We start from the raw sequence: 23,267 nt of genomic DNA, 5'->3' as shown, positions 1-23,267 counted from the left end.
CCACGGGCGCGGCCGGCGGGCTGGCGCTGGGCGGGCGCGTGGGCATCGGCGCGGCGGTGGACGACGAGAGCTTCACGGTGCACACCGGCGCGGCCATCGGCGCCAACGCCGCCGTCGCCGCGCGCGACGACATCGCGGTCACCGCCAGCGAGGCGCTGGACATGACCAGCCTCAGCATCGCGGGTGCCGTGGCCTACAGCGGCGCGGGCACGGCGGTGGACGGCAGCGTGGGCGTGGTCACACTGGTGCGCGACTCGTCCGCCACGGTGGGCGACGGCGCCGTGCTGGCCGCCGACGACGACGTGGTGGTCGACGCGCGCGCCAGGCTCAACCTGATGCTGCTGGACGTCGGCGTGGCCGGCGGCAGCGGCACCGGCATCGGCGGCTCGGTCGGCGTGCTGAACCACACCGCCACCGTGCGCGCGGCCATCGGCAGCGGCGCCAGCGTGACGGCCACCGGGGACGTGCTGGTTTCCGCCGACCACCAGAACCGCCTGCTGGCCCTGGCCGGCAGCCTGGCCGTGGGCGCGCAGCAGGCCGGCATCGGCCTGTCGGCCATGACGGTGCTGCAGAACGAAACGGTCGAAGCACTGGTGGGCAGCGACACGCGCATCGTGGCGCGCGGCCAGGGGAACGTGGCCAGCGTGGCCACCGGCGCGGGCGACGCGATTGCCACCGACGCGGCCTTCCACGGCTTCAGCCTCACGGCCACGCACCAGCAGGACGTGCTGGCCGTGGCCGCCGGTGGCGCACTCGGCGGCAGGGTCGGCGTGGCCGGCTCGGGCGCCACGCTGGTGCTGGGCGCCACGGTGCGCGCAGCCGTGGGCGACGGCGCGCGCATCAATCCCGCGGACGAAGGCGCGGCGGGCCAGGGCATCAACCTGCTGGCCGGCAACACGAGCAGCGTGCTGGCCCTGGGCGGCGCGGTGGGCGCGGGCGGCCAGGCCGGCATCGGCGCCGGTGTCGGCGTGGTGCAGCTCACCAAGACCACCGAGGCCCTGCTCGGCGGCGACAGCCATGCGCAGGGCCATGTGCGCGTGCAGGCGCTGGCCAGTGAGGACGCGGTGGCCGCAGCCGGCGGCGCGGGCGCGGGCCAGGCCGTGGGCATCGCCGGGGGCGTGGCCGTGACGCTGCTGGACCTGCGCACCGCGGCGGCAGTGGCAGCCGGCGCCAGCGTGGACGCCGACGGCAGCGTGGTCGTCGCGGCCGATGACCGCAGCACGCTCGACGTGGTCGGCGGCAGCATCTCGGGCGGCACCACGGCCAGCCTGGGCGGCGGCGCGGCGGCCACCACGCTCACCAAGTCGGTGACCGCCGGCATCGGCGCAGGCGCCCGGGTGGACGCCCGTGGCCACAGTGCGCTGGACGTGCTGGCCGGCAGCTTCGGCGCGGCCACCTACACACCGACCACCGCCAGCAACGTGCAGGTCGCCGCCCCCGCCGGTACCGCCGGCCACAGCGACAACGACGACGCCTCGCTGGTCGGCGCGCGCGGCGTGGCGCAACAGCGCACGAGCGGCTTTCGCGGCCTGTCGGTCACGGCCACCAACCGCGACGACATCGGCTCGCTGGGCGTGAGCGTGGGCGGCTCGGGCCAGGTCGCGCTGCAGCTGTCCGCCGCCGTGGTCGTGGCCCAGGTGGACACGGCCGCCGGCATTGGCGCGAACGCCGCCATCAACCAGCGCGGCAACGCGGCGGCCCATGCGGCGCAGGACGTGAACTTGGCCGCCGCCAGCGACTTCCACCAGCTCGGCATCTCGGGCGCAGGCGGCATCGCCCGCACCGCGGCCGTCACGCCGTCGGCCGACGTGGTGACGCTGGCGGCCGGCACCCGCGCCACCATCGGCGCCGGGGCCGATGTCGACGCGCTGCGCCACATCGGCGTGCAGGCCGATGCCACGGTCGACGTGCTGGCCGTCTCCGTCGCCCTGGCCGGCGGCGCCACCGCCGGTGTGGCGGGCTCGGTCTCGGTGCTCGACATCCAGACCGCGACCCAGGCCCAGGTGGGCAACGGCGCCGCGCTGCATGCGGGCGGCAACGTGGTCGTCGACGCCCGCGACGACACCGACCTGGACGTGATCGGCGGCACGGCCGCCGTCGGTGCCCAGGGCATCGCCTTCGGCGGCGCCGTGGGCGCGATGGTCGTGCACAAGGACACCCAGGCCACCATCGGCGCGGGCGCCACGGTGGACGCGCTGGCGCAGGCCGGCAGCGTGGCCGGCGTCATGAACGGCACGCAGGACGCCGCGACCGGCGCCTTCGGCACCGACACCCAGCGCGGCGTGGTCGTGCAGGCCCGCTCCAGCGAGGACCTCTCCGGCATCTCGGTCAGCGCGGGCGTGGGCCAGTACGTGGCCCTGGCCGGCGCGATCACCGTCTCCATCGTCGACAGCGACACGACCGCGGCCATCGGCGGCGGCGCCCACGTCAACACCGGCAGCACGGGCGAGAACGCGGCCCAGGCCGTGACCGTGGCGGCCGGCAACACGCTCACCATGCGCAGCGCCGACGGCGTGCTGGCCGGCTCCACGCGCGTGGGCCTGGCCGGCGGCGCCGATGTGGCCATCGTGCGCAACGACACCCATGCCTTCCTCGGCGACAGCGCCGCAGGCGGGCGCGGCGACATCCAGGCACAGGGCGATGTCGCCGTGCACGCCCTGGCCTTCAAGGATCTGCAGAGCGTGGTGGTCTCGGCCGGCATCGGCCAGGTCGGCATCGGCGGCGCCGCGGCCGTCTATACCCTGGGCGGCAACTACAGCGACCGCTACAGCTTCGACGACAACGGCCAGACGCGCGGCGAGAACGCCATGGCCGGCACGGACGGCAACATCGCCAGCGCGGTCGACGGGCAGTCGCGCCCCACGCAGCTGGTGGACGCGCTGAAACAGTACGGCGGCGTGAACCGCTTCGGCGCCGGCAGCGTGGCCGGCGGCGTGATCGTGCTGGCCGGCGACCCGGCCCTGCACACGGGCAACGCCGTGGTCTACCGCAAGGGCGCGGCCGGCAACGCCGCGCTGGCCGGCCTGGTGGACGGCGGCCGTTACTACGCCATCGTGAACGCCAGCGACCCCACGCGCATCCAGCTGGCCGCCACGCGCGCCGATGCCCTGGCCGGCCGCGCGCTGGCCGTGCACGGCGGCAGCGGTGCGGACCACAGCATCGCCACGGCCGCGGCCGATGCCACCACCCGCAGCACGCAGGCCGCCGCCACGCGCATCGGCAGCGGCGCGCCGGCCGGCCGCGTGGCGCAGGCCACCGACGCGACCAGTGGCACCAGCGCCGGCACGCAGGCCTTCATCGGCACCAACAACACCGTCACCAGCGGCGGCACGATCACGGTGGACGCGCACGAGCGCCTGGCGCTGGAACTCATCGTGGGCGCCGCAGGAATCGACGCCACGGCCCAGGGCGCGGGCATCGGCGCCTCGATCGGCATCGTGCAGAACCGGGCCGACGTGCGCGCCGAGGTGCGCGACGGCGCCGTGCTCGCGGCCGGCGGCGACATCGTGGTGCGCAGCGACTACGCCAGCCGCATCGAGGCGCTGGCCATCGCGGGCGGCGTGGGTGGCCTGGTGGGCCTGGGCGCCACGGTCATCGCCGTGGACGACGGCGCCACCTCGCAGGCCTTCCTGGCCGACGACACGGGCGCGGGCGGCGTGCGCGTGACGCAGGCCGACAGCGTGACCGTCGATGCGCGCTACGACACGGAGCTGCGCGCCTCCACCGGCGCGCTGGCCATCGGCTACTTCGGCGGCGTGGCCATCGGCGCATCGGTGACCCTGGCCGACGTCAGTGGCGGCGCCACGGCCCGCGTGGGCCAGGGCGCGCACATCGGCACCGGCGCGACCGACGCCGTGGGCCAGCTCAGCGTGACGGCCGCCAGCGCATCGGCCGTGGCCGGCTACCCGGGCGTGGCCTCCATGGGCATCGCCATCGGCATCGGCGAAGCGGGCGGTGCGGCCGCCGGCGTGGTGCTGGTGCACAGCGAGGTCGACACCGTCGCCCGCATCGGCGCGGGCGCCGACATCGCGCTCGGCGGCGACCTGCGCGTGCAGGCGGACTCGCAGGTCGGCATGGACGTGCAGGCCGATGGCGGCGCACTGGGCCTGGGCGTGGGCCTGGGCGCCATGGTGGCGCGGGCCGAGGTCGCGGGCGCCACGCGCGCCGAGCTGCCCTCGCGCGCCAGCGGCGGCAACACGCGCATCCGCGCCCGCAACGTGGCCGTCTCGGCCGATGCGCACGACACCGAGGTGTCCGTGCGCGCCGTCGGCGCCGGCGGCGGCGTGATCGCCGCCGGCACGGGGGTGTCGACCACGCTGACGGTCACGCCCGACGTGGCGGCGACCGTCGGCGACGGCCTGCAGATCCAGGCCAGCGGCGACGTCACGCTGGCCGCCGCCCATAGCGCCGATCACCTCACCGCCGCCGCGCTGGGCGTGGGCGTGGCCGGTGGCGTCTCGGTTGCCGTGGCCGTGGCCGACGCGCAGCTGGCCGCCACCGTCACGGCCGGCATCGGCGACGGCGCACAGGTGCTGGCCGACGGCGCCATCGTCGTCCAGGCCACGGGCAGCAGCGGCCACCCGGTGACGGCCGAGGTGCGCCCGTTCGCCGGCAGCGTGCTGGGCGCCGGCACCGCCGCCCGGGCCGTGGCCGGCGCCCGTGGCAGCGTGGACGCCGGCATCGGCGCCGGCGCCACCGTGCGCGGGCTGCAGGGCACCAGCCTCACGGCCGATGCGGACAACACCGCCCATGCCGAAGGCTTCAGCGTGACCGTCGGCCTGCTGGCCGGCGTGGGCGCCGTGGTGACCGACGCCGTGGTGGACGGCGACACCCAGGCCCATGTGGACGAAGGCGCCCGGCTCACCGGTGGCAACCTGCGCGTGCACGCCGTGGCCGAGGACAACGCCTTCTCGCTGAGCCGGGCCGCCAGCGGCGGCATCTTCACGGGCCGCGGCGCCGACGCCACGTCCACCACCACCACGCGGGTCTCGGCCCGCCTGGGCCAGGGTGTGCAGGCCGATGTGGCGGGCGTCACGCTGCTGGCCGAGTACCTGCCCGAGGCCGATGCCAACGCCAAGGGCTACGGCGGCGGCGTGATCTCGGCCGGCGTGTCGGTAGCCGACGGCCATGTGACCGCCAACGTGGACGCCGGTATCGGCGCGGGCAGTGTCGTCAACGCCAGCGGCGACGTGCGCGTGCAGGCGCTGCGCCAGACGCCGGCCGCGCCCGGCGCCGACCGCGTGCTGGCCGTGAACGGCGCCAACGACACGCTGACCTACGGCGACTTCGGCCTGGCCGCGGGCGACGTGGTGCAGTACCAGGGCACCCCCGCCATCGGCGGCCTGCAGAGCGGGCGCGACTACGTGGTGCTGCGCGCCGCGCCCGGCGCCGCCGGCCAGCAGGTCCTGACGCTGGGCCTGTCGGTCGACGGCCAGACCAGGACCACCACCTCGGGCGGCAGCACCGTCACCTACGGGCTGGACGCCGACGCCGATGTGCTGCGCTTTGCAGGAGCGCACCTGCTGCAGACCGGCGACGCGCTGGTCTACGACGGCAGCGACGGCACGGCGCTGTCCATCCGCAACGCCGACGGCACGACAGCGGCCATCGCCACCGGCCAGACGCTGTATGTGCGCGTGATCGATGCGCGCAGCGTCAAGCTGTTCACGAGCCAGGCGGCGGCCAACGCCACGCCTGCGCTCAATGTCGACGGCAGGACTGCCGTCAACGCCGCCACGGACCGCATCACGCTGGCCGGCCACGGCTTGGCCAACGGCCAGGCCGTGACCTACCGCACCGCACCCGCGCAGGGCTTCAGTTCGGGCTTCATCGACCTGGCGCTGGACGGGGCCGGCATGCCCGTCAGCAACCCCGATGGCAGCCTGGCCACGGCCGACAGCAACAGCATCTGGTTCCAGCAGGCCCACGGCTACGTGACCGGCCAGGCCGTGCGCTACCACAGCGACGGCGCGCCCCTGGCGCTGGCCGGCGGCGGCCAGCTGGTCGAAGGCGGCGTGTACTACGTGATCCGCCTGGGCGACCAGGCCCTGCAGCTGGCCGCCACGCTGGCCGCCGCCAACGCCGGCACCGCGCTGGCCATCGTGCCCGGCGCTGACAGGAACCTCGGCCACAGCCTGTCGGACCCCGGCATCGCGGGTCTGCAGTCGGGCCGCACCTACTACGTGGCAGGCGCCGACAGCAACAGCTTCCAGCTGGCCGCCGCGCCCGGCGGCACGGCCGTGGACATCGCCTGGTCGGCCGACCCGGCCGCCGTCACGCAGCGCCAGTCCATCCGCACCGAGGGGCTGGACCTGAACGCCTCGCCCGGCCAGCAGCGCCTGCGCATCGCCATCGCCGACGGCGCCACGCTCAGCGGCACGCAGCGCCTGCTGGGCGCGGGCGGCGTGCCGCTGGGCGAGGTCTCGCCGCCCGCCGGCGACGGGCGCTCCTCGGCCGCGGCCAGCGCCTCCTCGGGCGGCCTGGTCACGGTGGACGTGGGCAGCGCCGAGACCATCGTGGACCAGCGCGTCAACGCCAGCGTGGACGGCAGGGTCACGGCCGGCGGCAACGTGCTGGTGCAATCGGATGGCGCCAGCGACGCCAGCAGCACCATCACCAACAGCAGCGGCGGCCTGGTGGCCGTGAAGGTGTCGGACGCGACGGTGATCGTCGCCAGCACCTCCGGCGCGCAGCTGGGCGGCACCATCACCGCCGGCGGCGACGTGTCCGTGCTCGCAGCCAACAGCACGCGGCACAGCGGTAGCGCGCGCGCCCAGGGCGGCGGCTTCGTCGACGTGGCCACGGCCCACGCGGTGTCCGATTTCGCGGCCAGCACCACGGCCGGCCTGGCCAACGGCACCGTGCTGCGCGCAGGCGGCGCGCTGGACATGCAGGCCACGCTGGGCGCCCGGCAGATGGCGCAGTCGCTGGTGCTGTCGGGCGGTTTCGTCGCCAGCGCCGATGGCGAAAGCCAGGCCACCGTCGGCGGCTCGACCCGGGTCCTGGTGGGCACCGGCGCGGACGTGCAGGCCGGCACCGTGTCGCTGCTGGCGCAGGGCCGCAACATCACGCTGGACGCGGTGACCACCACCTCGGCCGGCGGCCTGGGCGTGAACAACCAGGCCGACGCGCTGGCCGCGCTGCAACAGGACGCCACGGTGGACATCGCCGCCGGTGCCGTGCTGAGCGGCCTGCGCGGCGTGGACCTGCGCGCCGGCTACGCGCCCGCGCACATCCGCGCCGTGGCCGACGCCACCACCATCGCGCTGGGCGCGGGCACCACCACCCACGCCACGGCCGAGGCCGACAACGACGCCAGCGTGGTCGCGCACGAGGGCGCGCGCATCGTGGCCTCGCCACGCGCGCCGGGCGCCGGGCTGCAGGCCGTGACAGGCTACGGCGCCCTGGCGCTCAACGTGGAGACCTTCGGCACGGCGCAGCTGCCGCAGGCCGAGGAGTACCGCACCGGCGCCCTGTTCGACTTCGGCAGCAGCAACAAGAGCGCCACGGAAGAAGGCGCCGGCCGCATCGTCTGGGACGCCGACGTGACGCTGAACACCGGCATCAGCCCGGACATCGTGATCGACGCCAGCGGCGCCGTGACCAGCCAGCCCGGTGGGCCGATCATCACCACCAGCGGCGACACCGTGAGCATCGGCGACATCGTCAACGTGAGCGGCCTGCAGGCGCGCATGGTGTCCGATGCGATCTCCGATTCGGACGCCAACTCCCCGGCCGGCGCCGGCCCGACCTTCAGCGTGCGCGACAACTTCGCGGCGGTGCACATCACCAACCTGTCGAGCCGCTCGCTGGCCATCGGCAACATCACGACCGTCGGCCTGCAGACGCCGCAGATCGACCTGCTGGCCGCAGCCGTGACGCTGGGCTTCGACATCGACCGCGAGGCCAGCGGCACCGACATCGTGATCGAGAACCGCTCGAGCGTGGGCGCGCCGGACATCATCCTCACCGGCACCATCACCAACCCGCTGGGCAGCACCACGCTGCGCACCCTGGCCGGCGACATCGTGGCGCGCACCGACCGCGGCCAGACGGTGGCCGGGCGCACGGCGCTGATCCAGACGCGCAGCCTGGTGCTGCAGGCCGACGCCGGCAGCATCGGCTTCGACAAGGACGCCACCGACCACGACCAGGACGGCGCCGCAGGCCGCCGCCGCATCGCGGTGGACCTGGTGCGCTCGGCCTCCGGCGACACCGGCCTCACGGCCACGGCCGGCGGCGATGTGTTCCTGGACATCGCGGGCCGCTTGCGCGACCCGGCCGCCCAGGCGCTGTTCAAGATCGACACCGTGCAGGCCGGCCTGGCCGGCAACGGCGGCGTGGACATCGTGCTGCAACAGGCGCTGTCGGAGACGCCGGGCAACGGCCAGCCGGCCGGCCGCGTCCTGGTGCGCACGCCGCTGGACGCCGCCCACCCCGGCGATGCGCCGGGCGACTTCTACAACGGCCGCTTCCGGCCCGACACGGCACCCAGCGCCACAGCGGGCAACGCCTACTACGGCACGAACCCGGTTGCGGCGGCCGGCAGCTACCAGTTTGGCGCCGATGCGCCGGCGGTGGCTCCGCGGGCCATGCGCGTCGCCGCGTTCGCGGCGGCCGCCGAGCCCATCGGGATCGTGTCGGCCGGCACCGGCGCGATCCGCGTCGCGGCGGCCGACGCCGGCAACACCGACCCGGCGCGGCAGGTCACCGTGTCGGCCACCATGGACGTCGCCGGCAGCGGCGCGCTGTGGGCCGACGTGAGCGGCGCGCTGGACTTCACCGAGACCACGGGCGACCTGCTGATCGACCGCGTGCAGGTGCGCAGCGGCGACGTACGCCTGGCCACGCGCGACGGCGCGATCCGCGACATCCACCACGGCGCGAGCGACACGGGCAACACGCCCTGGGTGATCGCCAACGGCGTGCGGCTGCAGGCCGTGGGCGGCAGCATCGGCAGCGCCGACGACCTGCTGGAGATCGACTCGGCGGCCCAGGCCGCGGGCGCGGTGTGGGCGTCGGCCGACGCCAGCGTGTTCCTGCGCGAGACGGCAGGCCACCTGTCGCTGGACGGCGTCGTGGCGCGCAACGGCGACGTGGCGCTGGCCACCCTGTCGGGCGCCGTGCTCGACGCCTTCGGCGACCAGGCCGCCGACATCCAGGCCACGCGCATCGACATCGCCGCCGCGGGCGGCGGCGTGGGCACGGCCACGCAGGCCGTGCAGATCGAAGGCGCGGGCACGGGCCAGCAGCAAAACCCGCTGCAGCTCGACGAGGCCGTGCCGGCCAGCGGCCACCTGGTCGTGAACGCGGCCGGCAGCGTCCACCTGCAGGGCATCGACGGCACGCTGAACCTGCTGCGCGCGGTGACCACAGCCGGCGAGATCCACATCGGCACCTACGACAGCGCACGCGGCAACGAGAGCATCGTGCTGCTGGCGGGCGGGCAGACGGTCTACGGCGCCACGCTCACGCAGGCCCTGGTGCAGGCACCGGGCACGGTGGAGCTGCGCGCAGGCGACGACCTGGACGTGGTGGCCGGCAGCCTGCTCTCCAGCGACACCGCGGTGCAGCTGCGCGTGGACCAGGACCTGGCCGGCGACGCCCAGGGCGGCACCATCGACCTGCGCGGCACGGTGCGCGCGCCCGCGCTGCTGCTGGAAGGCGGCGCGCAGGTGGACTACCTGCAGCTCAACGACGCCAGCGGCAGCAATGCCGGCGGCACGACCACGGTGCGCGGCAACGGCGGCGACGACCGCATCTTCGCGCGCGCCACGGCGGGCGCGACCACGCTGCAGGGCAACGACGGCGCGGACCGCTTCTACCTGTCCAGCAACGCCAGCAAGGCGCTGTTCATGGGCGGCGGGGCCTACGACGACGGTGCGGGCGATGCCCCGCTGGCCCTGCTGACCGGCACGCTGGCCCGGCTGGGCGGCATCCAGGTGCAGACCGGCGCGGGCGGCGCCGGTGGCACGGCCGACGGCATCTACCTGAGCGCCGACGCGGCCACGGCCGCGCTGGGCGGCCAGATCGCCACGGGCGCCGTGAGCGGCCTGGGCATGGCGGCCGGCAAAAGCATCGGCTTCAACGCCGACGTGGGCGCCGCGCTCTACGTGGAGCTGGGCGGCCTGGACGACCAGCTGCGCGTGAAGGAACTCGCGCCCACGCTGTTCGCCAGCGTGCTGGGCGGCGCGGGCAACGACACGCTGAACGTCTACGACGACGCCAACGGGGTCGGCGGCATCGCCGGCATCGTGTCCTTCCAGGGCCAGGCCGGCAGCGACACGCTGAACGTGCGCGGCGACGCGTCCACGGTGGCGGGCCAGCTCAGCGCCATCGCCATCACCGGCATGGGCATGGGCACCAACCAGCAGGTGGCGGTGCACAACACCAACTTCGGCGCGGGCTACGACCTCACGAACGCCAGCTGGCCCGGCGCCATCTACTACGGCAAGCGCGCGGTCGATCTGCAGGGTGCGTCCACGGTCACGAGCGACGTGGAGGCCGTGAACGTGCAGCTGGGCGCCGGCAACGACCGCTTCCAGGTGGACAGCAGCTACGCCTATGGCGTCACCACGGTGCGCGGCGGCAACGGCACCGACACCATCACGCTGGGCAGCACCGCCACGGGCCTGTTCCCGCAGGCGCTGCACCGTGTCGACTACCTGATGGGCACCGTGCACGTGGACGGCCAGGCCGGCGCCGACCTGGTGGTGTTCGACGACGCGGGCGACGACAACGCCAACACCGGCGCCTGGAACGGCAGCGGCGTGAGCGGCCTGGACATGGTGGGCCAGGTGCTGATCGACACGCAGGACGACGTGCGCGTGCTGCTCGGCCAGGGGGCCGACAGCTTCTCGGTGCAGTCGCTGGCCGCCGGCCTGCAGCTGGCGCTGGACACGGGCGGCGGCAAGGACCGCGTGGACGTGGGCGGCGGCAACCTGGCCGGCATCCAGGGCCGGCTGGCCATCGACGGCAACGGCCCCGAGGCCGAGGACGTGCTGCGCCTGAACGACCAGGCCACGACCGACGCCCAGCAGTGGACGGTGAGCAACCAGCCCGATGCGGCGCTGACCGACCTGGGCGGCGTCGCCTGGCGCGACGACACCACGACCGTGCAGCGCAGCGGCGCCGGCACCGTGACCTACCGGCGCATAGAGACCGTGTCGCTCGACGCGGGCGCGGGCGACGACACGGTGAACCTGTACGGCACGCACCGCGAGCAGTCGGCGCTGGGCAGCAATTCCACCTTCACGGTCAACGCCGGTGCGGGCAACGACACCGTGAACATCGGCGCGCCCGTGGCCACGGGCGGCTTCTCGCTGTCGAGCTTCCTGATCGATCCCAGCAGCACGCACACGGCCGACGGCCCGCGCGGCATCCCGGTCACCGTGAACGGGCAGGACGGCGCCGACCGCGTGCAGTACCTGGACACCGCCACCACGGCGAACACCAACCTCGTGGTCACGGCCGCGGGCCAGGTCGTGCTGAGCCGCAACGGCGTGATCGATCCGCTGAACGTCGGCAGCACGGGCGTGGAGAACCTGGCCGTGTCGCTGGGCACCGGCAACGACGTGGTGCAGCTGCAAAGCAGCGTCTACGGCTTCGGCACCACCGTCTACGGCGGCGCCGGCAAGGACACCTTCAACATCGCCAACGGCTTCGACAACCGCGGCTTCACGGCCACGCTGAACGGCGAGGACGGCGACGACCTGTTCTTCGCCGACTTCGAACCCGGCGTGCCCAACGGCACGGCCAACCTGGCCTTCAACGGCGGCAACCAGGGCAGCCTGGGCGACACGCTGCGCGTGGCCGGCGACGGCCGGGCCAGCGGCAGCTTCACGCCCAGCGGCATCGATGCGCGCGCCGGCGAGGTGCTGGTGGGCGGCAACCGCATCGCGTTCTCGGGCGTGGAGCCGCTCGTCGTGCATGGCCTGGCCAGCTTCAACGTGAACACGCCGACGGACGCCGCCGCCGACCTGCTGGTCGACAGCGTGAACGTGGCCGACCTGAACCTGACCAACCTCGTGCTGCACACGCTGACCGTGGACGGCGTCGTGAGCTGGTCGCGCGACACCAGCCTGGCGCAGCCGGTGGCGGCCGACACGCGCCACACCGGCAAGGTGGTGGCCCTGAGCGCCGACGGCAACACCATGGCGGTGGGCGGCGAGCTGGATGGCAACGCGCAGAACGGCGTGGTCTTCGTCTACGGCTGGAGCGGCAGCGCCTGGGTCGAGCAGGCCAAGCTCTACGCGCCCGACCTGCAAAACGGCGGCGGCCAGGGATTCGGTGCGTCGCTGGCGATCGACGGCAACACGCTGGTCGTCGGCGCCGCGCTGGACGACACGGGCGGTGCCAATGCCGGCGCGGCCTACGTGTTCGCACGCACCGGCACGGCCTGGGCCTTGCAGGCGCGCCTGCTGGCCCTGGACGGGGCCGCCGGCAAGACCTTCGGCCAGAGCGTGGACGTGAGCGGCGACAGCATCGTCGTGGGCGCGGCCGGCGGCACGGGGGCGCAGGAGGCGGCCTATGTCTTCACGCGCAGCATCGCGGCCGGCACCGGCGCGGCGGTGTGGACGCAGCAGCAGCGCATCGCCATCGGCGGCACGGCAGACGCGAACTTCGGCTTCGCGGTCAGCATCTTCGGCAACCAGCTGGCCGTGGGCACGCCGCAGAGCGCCAGTGGCGGCAACGTGGTGCTGTACACGCGCACGGGGGCCACGTGGTCGCAGAGCGCGCAGCTCACGCCCTCCAACCCCGACGCCAACGAAGCCTTCGGCCATGCCATCGACATGGACGCGAGCCGCGTGGTGGTGGGCGCGCCACTGTGGGACGGCGTGGCCGACAACCGCAACGACCAGGGCCGCGTCTTCGTGTTCCAGAACGCCGGTGGCACCTGGACGCGCGTGGCGCGCCTCACGGCCGACGCCGGCCTGCCCGAAGCCGAGGCCGCGAACAACGGCCGCGCGGGCGACCGCTTCGGCGACAGCGTGTCGCTGTCGGGCAACTACGTGGCCGTGGGCACGCCCGGCTACGACCAGGGCACGGCGCTGGACGTGGGTGCCGCCTATGTCTTCATGCAGCTGCCCGACCAGGGCAGCGGCAACGGCGCGAGCTGGGTGCGCAGCACCGGCGCCACCGGCGACGGGCGCCTGGGCGCCGTGGCGCCGGCCGGCGCATCGACCGATGTCGTGGCACCCTACAACATGGCCGACCGCTTCGGCACCAGCGTGGCCGTCGCGGGCGGCCGGCTGGTGGTGGGCATGCCGGGGCGCAACGACGTGGCCGGCAGCACGCTGCTGCGGCCCGACGTGGGCGGTGTGCGCACCTTCGCCACCAGCGGCGCCCTGCCGGCGGCGACCAATGCGTCGCTGTGGGCCGAGACGCTGGCCGACCCGGCCAACGCGACGGCCACGGCCTCGCGCTACGGTGCGGCGACGCACTACGACGCCGCCTCGCGCAGCCTGTTCGTGGGCGACGCCGCGGACCGCAGCATCCACGTCTACATCAACGAGGGCCTGTACTGGCGGCTGGCGCAGACCATCACGCCGCCGCCTGGCGAGACGGGCAACGGCTTCGGTGCCGACGTCGATGTCGATGGCAACTGGATGGTGGTCGGCGCCCCGCAGAGCGACCGCGTCTACATGTACCGGCGCGATGCCGGGGGCGAGACCTGGACCTTCTTCCAGACCCTGGCACCAGGCGCCACGGGCATCCGCTGGGGCGAGGCGGTGGCCATCTCGGGCAACCGCGTGGTGATCGGCATGCCCGGGGCCACGGCCAACTACAAGTCGGCCGGCCAGGCCGACCCGGCCTACGCGCTGCCGCTGGGCCAGACCGGCGGCGCCTTCACCTATGTCTTCGGTGGCGCGTTCTGGGACCCGGACAAGCTGCTGATGCCCGACGATGCGGCACTGCCGCTGGTCACGTCCTACGTGCGCAACATCGTGCTGCCCAGCACCGTCACCACCACCGGCGGGCCCTTCACGGCCCACACGCTCAACGCCGACCAGAGCGCTGCCGGCGCCTACAAGGGCGTCTACAGCACCTTCACCGACATCACCTTCGGCACCACCGGCACCATCGGCGCGCATGTGGTGATGGCGTTCGCCGACGTGCCGGGCCCGGACGACGGCGAGACCACGGTCGGCAGCGGCTTCATCTACAACAACGGTTCGGGCACGCTGGTGTCCGGCTTCACCGCATCGGCCCGCGACCAGGACACGGTGCGCAGCCGCACGTCGACCAGCGTCGCCACGGGCACGGCCAACTACACGCTGCGCAGCACCTTCCGCAATGACGTGGAGAAGGTGTTCGTCGGCACCGACGTCGGCCCGTTCTGGGTGGAGATCAACGACAACGGCAATCGGCGCACCTACACGAACCAGATGCAGATCGATTTCGACACCAACGTGACGGACAAGAACATCACGTCGATCCGGATCGCCCCGCGCACCGTGGTCATGCTGTCGGACACCGAGGACTTCGAGTGGGTCGGCGCGCTGATCTACGCCAACGACACGGACACGGCCATCAACGTCACCATCCCCGGCGACGAGCGCGGCAACACCGATTTCGACCGCGTCTACGTGGCGAGCACGCGGCCGATCCCCGGCACCAGGATCGAGCAGGCGACCTTCACCAGGCTGGCCGGCGCCCAGTGGGGCACGGCGGTGGACATCGTGGGCGACAAGGTGGTGCTGGGCGCACCCGGCAATGCGGACAGCAAGTCGCGCATCGTCTCCTACGACCTCAGCGCCGCGGAGACGGCCGCCTGGTCTGCCACCGTGGGCGGCATGACCGACAACCCGCTGCGCGCGAGCCAGATCATTGCCGTGCCCGTGGGCCAGGGCGCGGAGCTGGTCAGCACCGCCGGCAACCTGTTCGCCATCGGCGGCGCCAACGGCACGCTCACCTCCTACACCCGTGCCAGCGCGACCACCTGGAATGCCGGCGTGAACCTGGCCAACCCCACCGGCGGCACCGCGTTCAACGGCGGCAACGAAGTGCTGGACCTGGCCGGCAACCGGCTGCTGGTCGGCCAGCCCGCAGGCGCGGGCAGCATGGCCGTCTACAGCGCAACGGGCAGCTACCTGGGCCTGAACCTCACGGGCTACCGCTACGACACGGCCACGCGCACCATGGCCGTGGACACGCGCGCCACGCTGGGCTTCGGCGCCGGCGCGCAGGTCGTGAGCGAGGGCTTCTACGTCGCGGGCACGGCCAACACCGACGCCATCGGCAACGCGCTGTACAACTTCCGCCAGCGCGGCGCGGCATGGACGGCGGTGGGCGCCGAGCTCACGCCTGCTGCCGTGGTCACGGCCAAGGCCGGCGCGGCCGTGGCCATCGACGGCAACACCGCCGTGGTCGGCGCGCGTGACTACGACGGCCGCGGCGCGGTCTTCGTCTACACCGCGCTGGGCAACGGCCAGTGGTCCGACGCCACCGTGCTCCAGGCCGGCGACGGCGTGCAGAACGACCAGTTCGGTGGCGCGGTGGCGGTCTCGGGCAACAGCCTGGTGGTCGGCGCGGCGAACAAGGGCGCCGGTGCCGGCGCGGTCTACTTCTACCAACGCCTGGGCAGCGACTGGTCGCTGCGCAGCACGGCCACGGGCGCGGCCGGTGCGCGCCTGGGCACGGCGGTGGACGTCTTCGGCCCCCTGGCCGTGGCCGGCGCGGCCGGCATCAACCAGGCCGTGGTCTACAGCTTCAACGGCCAGGCCTGGGCAGCGGGCCAGACGCTCACGGGCAGCGGCACGCTGGCCGGCGGCTTCGGCAGCGCGGTGGCGATGGACCAGGGCGTCATCCTCGTGGGCGCGCCCACGGCCAACGCCAGCCGCGGCGCGGTCGGCAGCTACGGCCTGGTCGGCAGCAGCTGGACGCTGCAGCAGACGCTGACGGCCGGCGTCACCGGCGCGGCCGGCGACCGCTTCGGCGCATCGGTGGACACCAGCAACGGCGTGGCCGTGGTCGGCACGCCGGGCGCGAGCGGCAACCGCGGCGCCGTCCACAGCTGGGAGCGCAGCGGCGCGGCCTGGCAGAACCAGCGCACCGTCACGCTACCCGGCGCCGTGGCGGGCGACCAGTTCGGCTCGGCCGTGGCGCTGGACCACGGCCTGCTGGTGGCGGGCGCGTCGGGCCGCGACGCCAACCGCGGCGCGGCCTACAGCCTGCGCCTGGCCGGCATCGGCTGGGTGCTGGAGACGCAGCCCAACCCGGCCAGCCAGCTCACGCCGAGCGACAGCCAGGCGGGCGACATGGTGGGCTACGCGGTGGCCGTCTCGGGCCAGAACGCGCTGATCGGCGCGCCGCAGCTCCTGGGCCGGCCGGGCGTGGCCATCGACACGGCCGGCACGGGCACGGCCTTCGTGCGCTCGGTGTCGGCCCCGACCACGGTCACCGTGATCGAGGACCAGACCCAGCTCATCGCAGGCGCCAAGGCCAACACGCTGAGCGGCACCGTGGGCGGCCGGGCCATCGCCGACCTGCGCTTCTTCGACATCGCCAGCGTGGCCGTCAACACCGGCGCGCGCGACGACACGATCACGGTCGCGGCGGCCGGCATCAATGCCTACGGCCTGCGCAACCTCACCTTCACGCTGGGCGCGGGCAACGACGCCGTCACGCTGCGCAGCGACCAGCTCACGCCCACGGCAGTGGGCAGCTTCGTGCCCGGGCCGGGCACGCCGCCGACCTACACGCAGGTGCAGGGCCGCTTCCTGATCGATGGCGGCGCGGGCAGCAACAGCGTGGCCGCCAGCTTCGACACCGACTGGACGCTGGACACCGCGCGGCTCACGGCCGGCAACGGCGAGCTGGTGCAATTGGCCGGCATCGCGCAGGCGCAGATCACGGGCGGTGCGGGCGTGAACCGCATCCGCGTGGAGCGCTGGACGGGCCAGGCCGTGCTGGACGGCGGCGCCGGCTCGGACAGCTTCGAGATCGAGGCCGCCGCGTTCGACGCGGTGCGCCTGGCGGACGCCGGCGGTGCGCTGGACCAGCTCACCGTGAACGGGACGGCCGGGGCGGATGTCTTCGGCGTCAACAACAACGTGGTGCAGCTCGGCACCAGCGTGCTGAACTACGCCGGCATGGAGGTGCTGTCCGTCGCCAGCCTGGCCGGTGCCGACCAGCTCACCGTGTACGACAGCGGCGCGCAGCGCGTGCTGCTGGACGGCGGCGCCGATGGCGACATCTACCGCGTGCTGGCCGGCAGCAGCGCCACCCGCGTGCTGGTGCACGACAGCGGCGGCCTGCCCGCCCCGCAGAACCTGGACACGCTCGAAGTGCCCGCGGGCTCGCCTGGCACGGCCTGGCATTTCGACGTGGGCAGCAAGCCCGTGGACTACGACGCCACCATCGAGAACTTCGCCGCGCCCACGGTGGCCAACCCGGTCGGCGTGTGGAACCTGGGCGCGGGCAACGACACGGTGACCATCGCCGGCAGCACGCTCGGCATCCGCATCAACGGCGGCGCGTTGCAGAACATCGACCTGCGCAACTACACGCAGCTCACCTTCAACGGCGGCGCGGGGAACGACAGCTTCAACCTGGCCGACCTGCCCGACTGGATCACCTCGCTGGTCGTGCACGGCGAGGGCGGCACCGACACCATCGCCGGCGGGGCGCTGTGGCGTTTCAACGCGGCTGGCGCCGGCACGGTGAGCGCGGCCGACGGCGTGACCGACCTCGTGAACTTCGACGGCATCGAGAACGCCACGGCCAGCGGCGCGGGCCAGCAGTTCCGCTTCCTGAACGCCACGGCGTCGCTGGCGGGCACGGCAAGCGGCACGGCCGCGGCGCTGGACTTCAGCGCGCGCGGCGCGGCCGTGGCGGTGAACCTCGGCGGTGCCAACGCGGGCACGGTGGCCGGCGTGGTCGGCGCTTTCGCCGGCGTCGGCAGCGTGGTGGGCTCGGCCGCTGCCGACACCCTGGGCGCGGCCAATGCCGCCCATGCCTGGGCCATCACCGGCGTCAACGCGGGCACCCTGGACGGCACGCTGGCCTTTGCCGGCTTCGAGAACCTGGTCGGCGGCAACCAGGCCGACACCTTCGCCATCAGCGGCGCCGGCCAGGTCACGGGCTCGGTGCAGGGCGGCGCGGGCAGCAACGTGCTGGGCTGGACGCTGGGCGACGCGGCCGATGCCGTCACGCTCACGGCCACCGGCCTGCAAAGCGGCAGCCTGCGGCCGGTCGCCAGCTTCGGCGGCATCGGCGAGCTGCGCGTCGCCACGGGCGGCGGCGACGACAGCGTCACCGTGGCCGACGGCGGCGTGGCCACGGCACTGCTGGTGCTGGACACGGGCACCGGCGACGACACGGTCACGGTGCAGAACTTCGGCACCCGCGCCCTGGGCATGACGCTGGCCACCGGCGGGCAGCGCGACCGGCTGGTCGTGGTGGCCGGCGACACCGGCAGCCTGCTGGCCGGCGCGGCGAACGCGACCGTGCGCACGGCGGACGGGCTGGGCCAGGTGGCCTATGCCGGCGTGGACACGCTGGAGCTGCGCGGCGGCGCGCGCGACGAAAGCATCACGGTCGACCTGCCCACGCTGGGCGTGCAGCACCTGCGCGCCGACGGTGGCGCGGGCAGCAACAGCCTGGCCGTCGACCTGGGCGCGGCCGACAACCAGGTCACGCTGGATGCCGCCGTGCTGACGGCCGACGGGCTGGACCTGGCCCTTGCCGGGTTCGCCCGGCTCGACCTGCGCACCGCGGCCGGCGCCGACACGGTGACGGTGCGCGGCACGCAAGCCGGCAGCACGTCCATCGACACCGGCGCCGGCAACGACACGGTGCGGGTGCAAGGGGCCAGCGGCAGGCTGGACATCGCCACCGGTGCGGACCACGACACACTGCAGGTGGCGGCCAGCAGCGCCGTGCTGGGCCTGCTGGGGGGCGACGGCGACGACGCGTTCACGCTCGGCAGCGCCGACGCCGGGCTGGCCGGCATCACGGGGCCGGTGACGCTGGCCGGCGAGGCCGGCAGCGACGCCGTGCAGATCCTGGCCGGCGACAGCGCGGCCACGGCGCGCTCGGGCAGCCTGGGCGCGGCCAGCCTGTCCGGCCTGGGCCTGGGTGCGGGCCTGGCCTACACCGCGGTGGAACTGCTCACCGTGCAACTGGGCGATGGCGACGATGTGCTTGCCATCGCGTCCACCCACGCCGGCAGCACACGCGTGCTGGCCGGCGGCGGCGCCGACGCGGTGCGCGTGCTGGCCACCACCGGCGCGCTCGACGTGCAGGGCGAGGCCGGCGCGGACACGCTGACGCTGCAGGCCAATACTGGCGCCGTGACGCTGGGCGGCGGCGAAGGCCGCGACCTCGTCACGCTGGGCGGCGGCACGCTGGCCCTGGTGGCTGGCCCGGTCCGCGTGCAGGGCGACGCGGACGAAGACGCGCTCGTGCTCGACAACACGGCCAGCACGGCAGCCGCCAGCGGCACCGTGGGCGCCACCGCCATCACCGGCTTCGGCATGGCGCAGGGCGTCGTGCAGTACGGCACGCTGGAAGCCCTCACCTTGAAGCTGGGCAGCGCGGCCGACTCCGTGGACATCGCCGGCACCAGCGCCGACCTGACCAGCGTGGACGGCGGCGGCGGCAACGACACCGTGACGCTGCTGGCCGCCAATGCCGGCGCGCTCATGATCGCAGGCGGCGCCGGCAACGACGCCATCCGCGTGCGTGCCTCGCAGGCCGACCTGGTCATCGACGGCGGCGCGGGCAACGACAGCATCCAGCTCGGCAGCCTGGCACCGGCCCTGTCGGGCAGCCTGGCCAGCGGCATCGCCGGCCTGGTGACCGTGCACGGCGGTGCCGACCGCGACACGCTGCGCGTGGACGACACCGGCAGTGCCGAGCCGCGCCCGGGCACCGTGACGGCCACCACCGTCACCGGCCTGGGCATGGCGCAGGGCGTGGTGTACGACGGCATCGAGTCCGTCATCGCGACACCGATCGCACGCGACCCGCACCGCACCTGGCAGCTCTCGGCCGGCAACGACAGCGTGACGGTGGACGGCGCCGTGCTGTCCATCCGCTACGGCGACACCGGCCTTGCCGAAAGCTTCGACCTCACGGGCACGACCGAACTCACGTTCCACGGCGGCGAGGGCAACGACAGCTTCACGCTGAGCGACCTGCCGGAGTGGATCACGGGCGTGAACATCCACGGCGACGGCGGCAACGACAGCCTCACCGGCGGCGCGGTGTGGACCTTCGACGGCGCAGGCGCGGGCACCGTCGGCGCGGCAGACGGCGTGCCGGCCCTCACCGCCTTCGACGGCATCGAGAACGCCACCGCCACGGGCGCGGGCCAGCGCTTCGGCTTCGCGAACGACGCGGCGCGCCTGGCCGGCACGGCCACGGGCAGCGGCCAGGCTCTGCTGGACCTGGGCGGCAGGACGGCCGGCGCCGCCGTGACGATGACGGCCGCCGGCAGCGGCACCGTGGCCGGCGTGCTGGGCCAGTTCGCCGGTGTCGCCAGCCTGCAGGGCAGCGCGGCCAGCGACACGCTGGCCGCGTCCAACGCGCAGCATGTCTGGACCCTGGCCGGCATCGACGCGGGCGACATCGACGGCACGCTGCAGTTCAGCGGCGTCGAGCACCTGGTGGGCGGCAACCAGAACGACGCATTCGTGTTCGACGGCAACGACCAGGTCACGGGCTCGGTCCAGGGCGGCGCGGGCGCCAACACCCTGTCGTGGACGCTGGACGGTGCCGACGACATCGTCACGCTCAGCGCCACCGGCCTGCAGCGCGGCGCGTTCAGCCCCGTCGCGGCCATGGGCGGCATCGGCGAGCTGCGGGTCGCCACGGGCGGCGGCGACGACAGCGTGACGCTGACGGACGGCGGCGTGGCCGCCACCGTGCTGCGGCTGGACACGGGCGCGGGCAACGACAGCGTGACGGTGCAAGGCTTCGGCAGCCGCGCGCTTACCATGGACCTGGCAGCCGGCGGCCAGCAGGACGCGCTGCTGGTCACCGCCAGCGACACGGGCGGCCTGCTCGGCAGCGTGCAGAACGCCACCGTGGGCACCGTGGGCGGCCAGCAGACGCTGCGCTACACGGGCGTGGACACCCTGGACCTGCGTGGCGGCGCGCGCGGCGAAAGCATCGCCATCGATGCACCGAGCACCGGCGTGCGCACGCTGCGGGTGGACGGCGGCGCCGGCAGCGACAGCCTGCGCGTGGACCTGGGCGAGGCCGACGACACCGCGGTGCTGCGCGCAGGCAGCCTGGCGCTGGGCGCGCTCGACGTGGCGGCCTATGCCGGCTTCGAGGCGCTGGCCCTGAACACGCTGGGTGGTGCCGACACGGTGCGCGTGGAAGGCACGCATGCCGGCAGCACCACCGTCAAGGCCGGTGCCGGCGACGACCGCGTGACCGTGCTGGGCACCAGCGGCGCCCTGGCGCTGGAAGGCGAGGCCGGCAACGACCTGCTGGCCGTGGGCGCCGCGGGCGGCGCCGTGACGCTGCGCGGCGGCCAGGGCGACGACACGCTGCGCCTGGGCAGCACGGACGCGACGCCGGGCAACGGCCAACTGGCCGCGCTGCGCGGGCCGGTCAGCGCCAGCGGCGACGAAGGCAGCGACGCGCTGGTGCTGGACAACAGCGGCGACACGGCCGCGCGCAGCGGCACGCTCACGGCCACCGGCCTCAGCGGCTTCGGCCTGGCCTCTCCCCTGGCCTACGCCAGCGTGGAGACGCTGCGCCTGCAGCTCGGCGCCGGGGCCGACCTGCTCGCGGTGAACGGCACGCACGCCGGGCTGACCCAGGTGGAGACCGCGGGCGGCGCCGACCAGGTCGCCATCGCCGGCACGGAGGGCGCGCTGGGGGTGGCCACCGGCGCCGATGCCGACACCATCCAGGTGCGCGCCACCACGGGCGCGCTCACGGTCAGCGCGGGCGCGGGCGACGACCTGGTCCAGCTGTTCGCGCCGCTGGCCTCCGGGCTCGGCACGCTGAACGGCATCGCGGGCAGGGTCACGGTCGAGGGCGATGCGGGCAGCGACAGCCTGCTGCTGGACGACGCGGGCGACACGGCCGCCAACACCGGCACGCTGACGGCCAGCAGCATCACCGGCTTCGGCATGGCGCAGGGCCTGACCTTCGGCTCGCTGGAAAGCGTGAGCCTGAAGCTGGGCAGCGGCGCCGACATGGTCACCATCAGCGGAACGCACGCCGGCCAGACCGCGCTGGACAGCGGCGCGGGCAACGACACCGTGACGGTGACGGCCGCCAACGCAGGCGTGCTGACGATCAGCGCCAGTGCCGGCAACGACACCGTGCAGCTGCGGGCCTCGGGCGCGCCGATCACGGTCAACGGCGGTGCCGGCGACGACAGCTTCCACCTGGCCACGCCGGGCGGCGGCATCGTCTTTGCCAGCGGCACGACGCCCATCGGCCCAGGCACGCCCACCGGCGGCACCTTGAACAACCTGGCGGGCCAGATCACGCTGGACGGTGGTGCGGGCAAGGACACGCTGTTCCTGGACGACACCGGCGACCAGGCGGCCAATACCGGCACGCTGGGCGCGGGCAGCATCACCGGCTTCGGCATGGCCCAGGGCGTGGCCTACGGCGCACTGGAGGTGGTGAGCGTCAAGCTGGGCCAGGGGGCCGACAAGGTCACCATCACCGGCACGCACGCCGGCCAGACCTGGCTGGACACGGGCGCCGGCAACGACAGCATCACGCTCACGGCGGCCAACGCGGGCGAGCTGCGCATCGGCGCCAACGCCGGCAACGATGTCGTGAACGTGCGGGCCTCGCGCGCAGTGCTGGTGGTCAGCGGCGGCCTGGGCAACGACTTCATCAGCCTGGGCAGCAAGGCCCCGGGCCTGGGCGGGCGCGCCAATGTGCTGGCCGGCCCCGTCACCGTGACGGGCGACGGCGGCTTCGACGTGATGCACGTGGACGACTCGGGCAACCCGGTGCCCACGGCGGCGCGCGTGCGCAGCAACACCATCACCGGGCTGGGCATGGCGCAGGGCATCACCTTCGGCAGCATGGAATGGGTGGTGGTGACGCCGGCGCGGCCGCACCTGCTGCCCGCCATCGCGTGCTGGATCTCGGCGGCCAACGCCATCGACTGGGGCAACAAGTACCTGGACCTGCTGCCCGTGCCCGCGCCGGCGGCCAGGCCCGCCATGAACTGGATCGAGGCCTTCCTGAACCCGCTGCCGCCGGCCGCGGGCCAGGGGGCCGGCGCCGGCAGCGGGCCACGCGCCAGCACCACGCCACCCCCTGGCTTTTTCCTGTAG

Annotated in this window: 1 protein-coding gene (cut by a window edge); it reads left to right on the top strand. The window is 74.3% G+C overall.

From position 1 onward, the window contains the following. Positions 1-23,267: the 3' portion of an LEPR-XLL domain-containing protein gene (locus ASF43_RS01895; RefSeq protein WP_056175873.1), read on the top strand. Its footprint begins 6,202 nt before the window's first position; only the last 23,267 of its 29,469 coding nucleotides appear in the window; the start codon falls outside the window, past its left edge; its stop codon occupies positions 23,265-23,267.

It is taken from the genome of Pseudorhodoferax sp. Leaf267 (assembly GCF_001422405.1).
In the GTDB taxonomy this organism is placed as follows: domain Bacteria; phylum Pseudomonadota; class Gammaproteobacteria; order Burkholderiales; family Burkholderiaceae_C; genus Pseudorhodoferax.
This window is presented reverse-complemented; position numbering and strand designations above follow the sequence as displayed.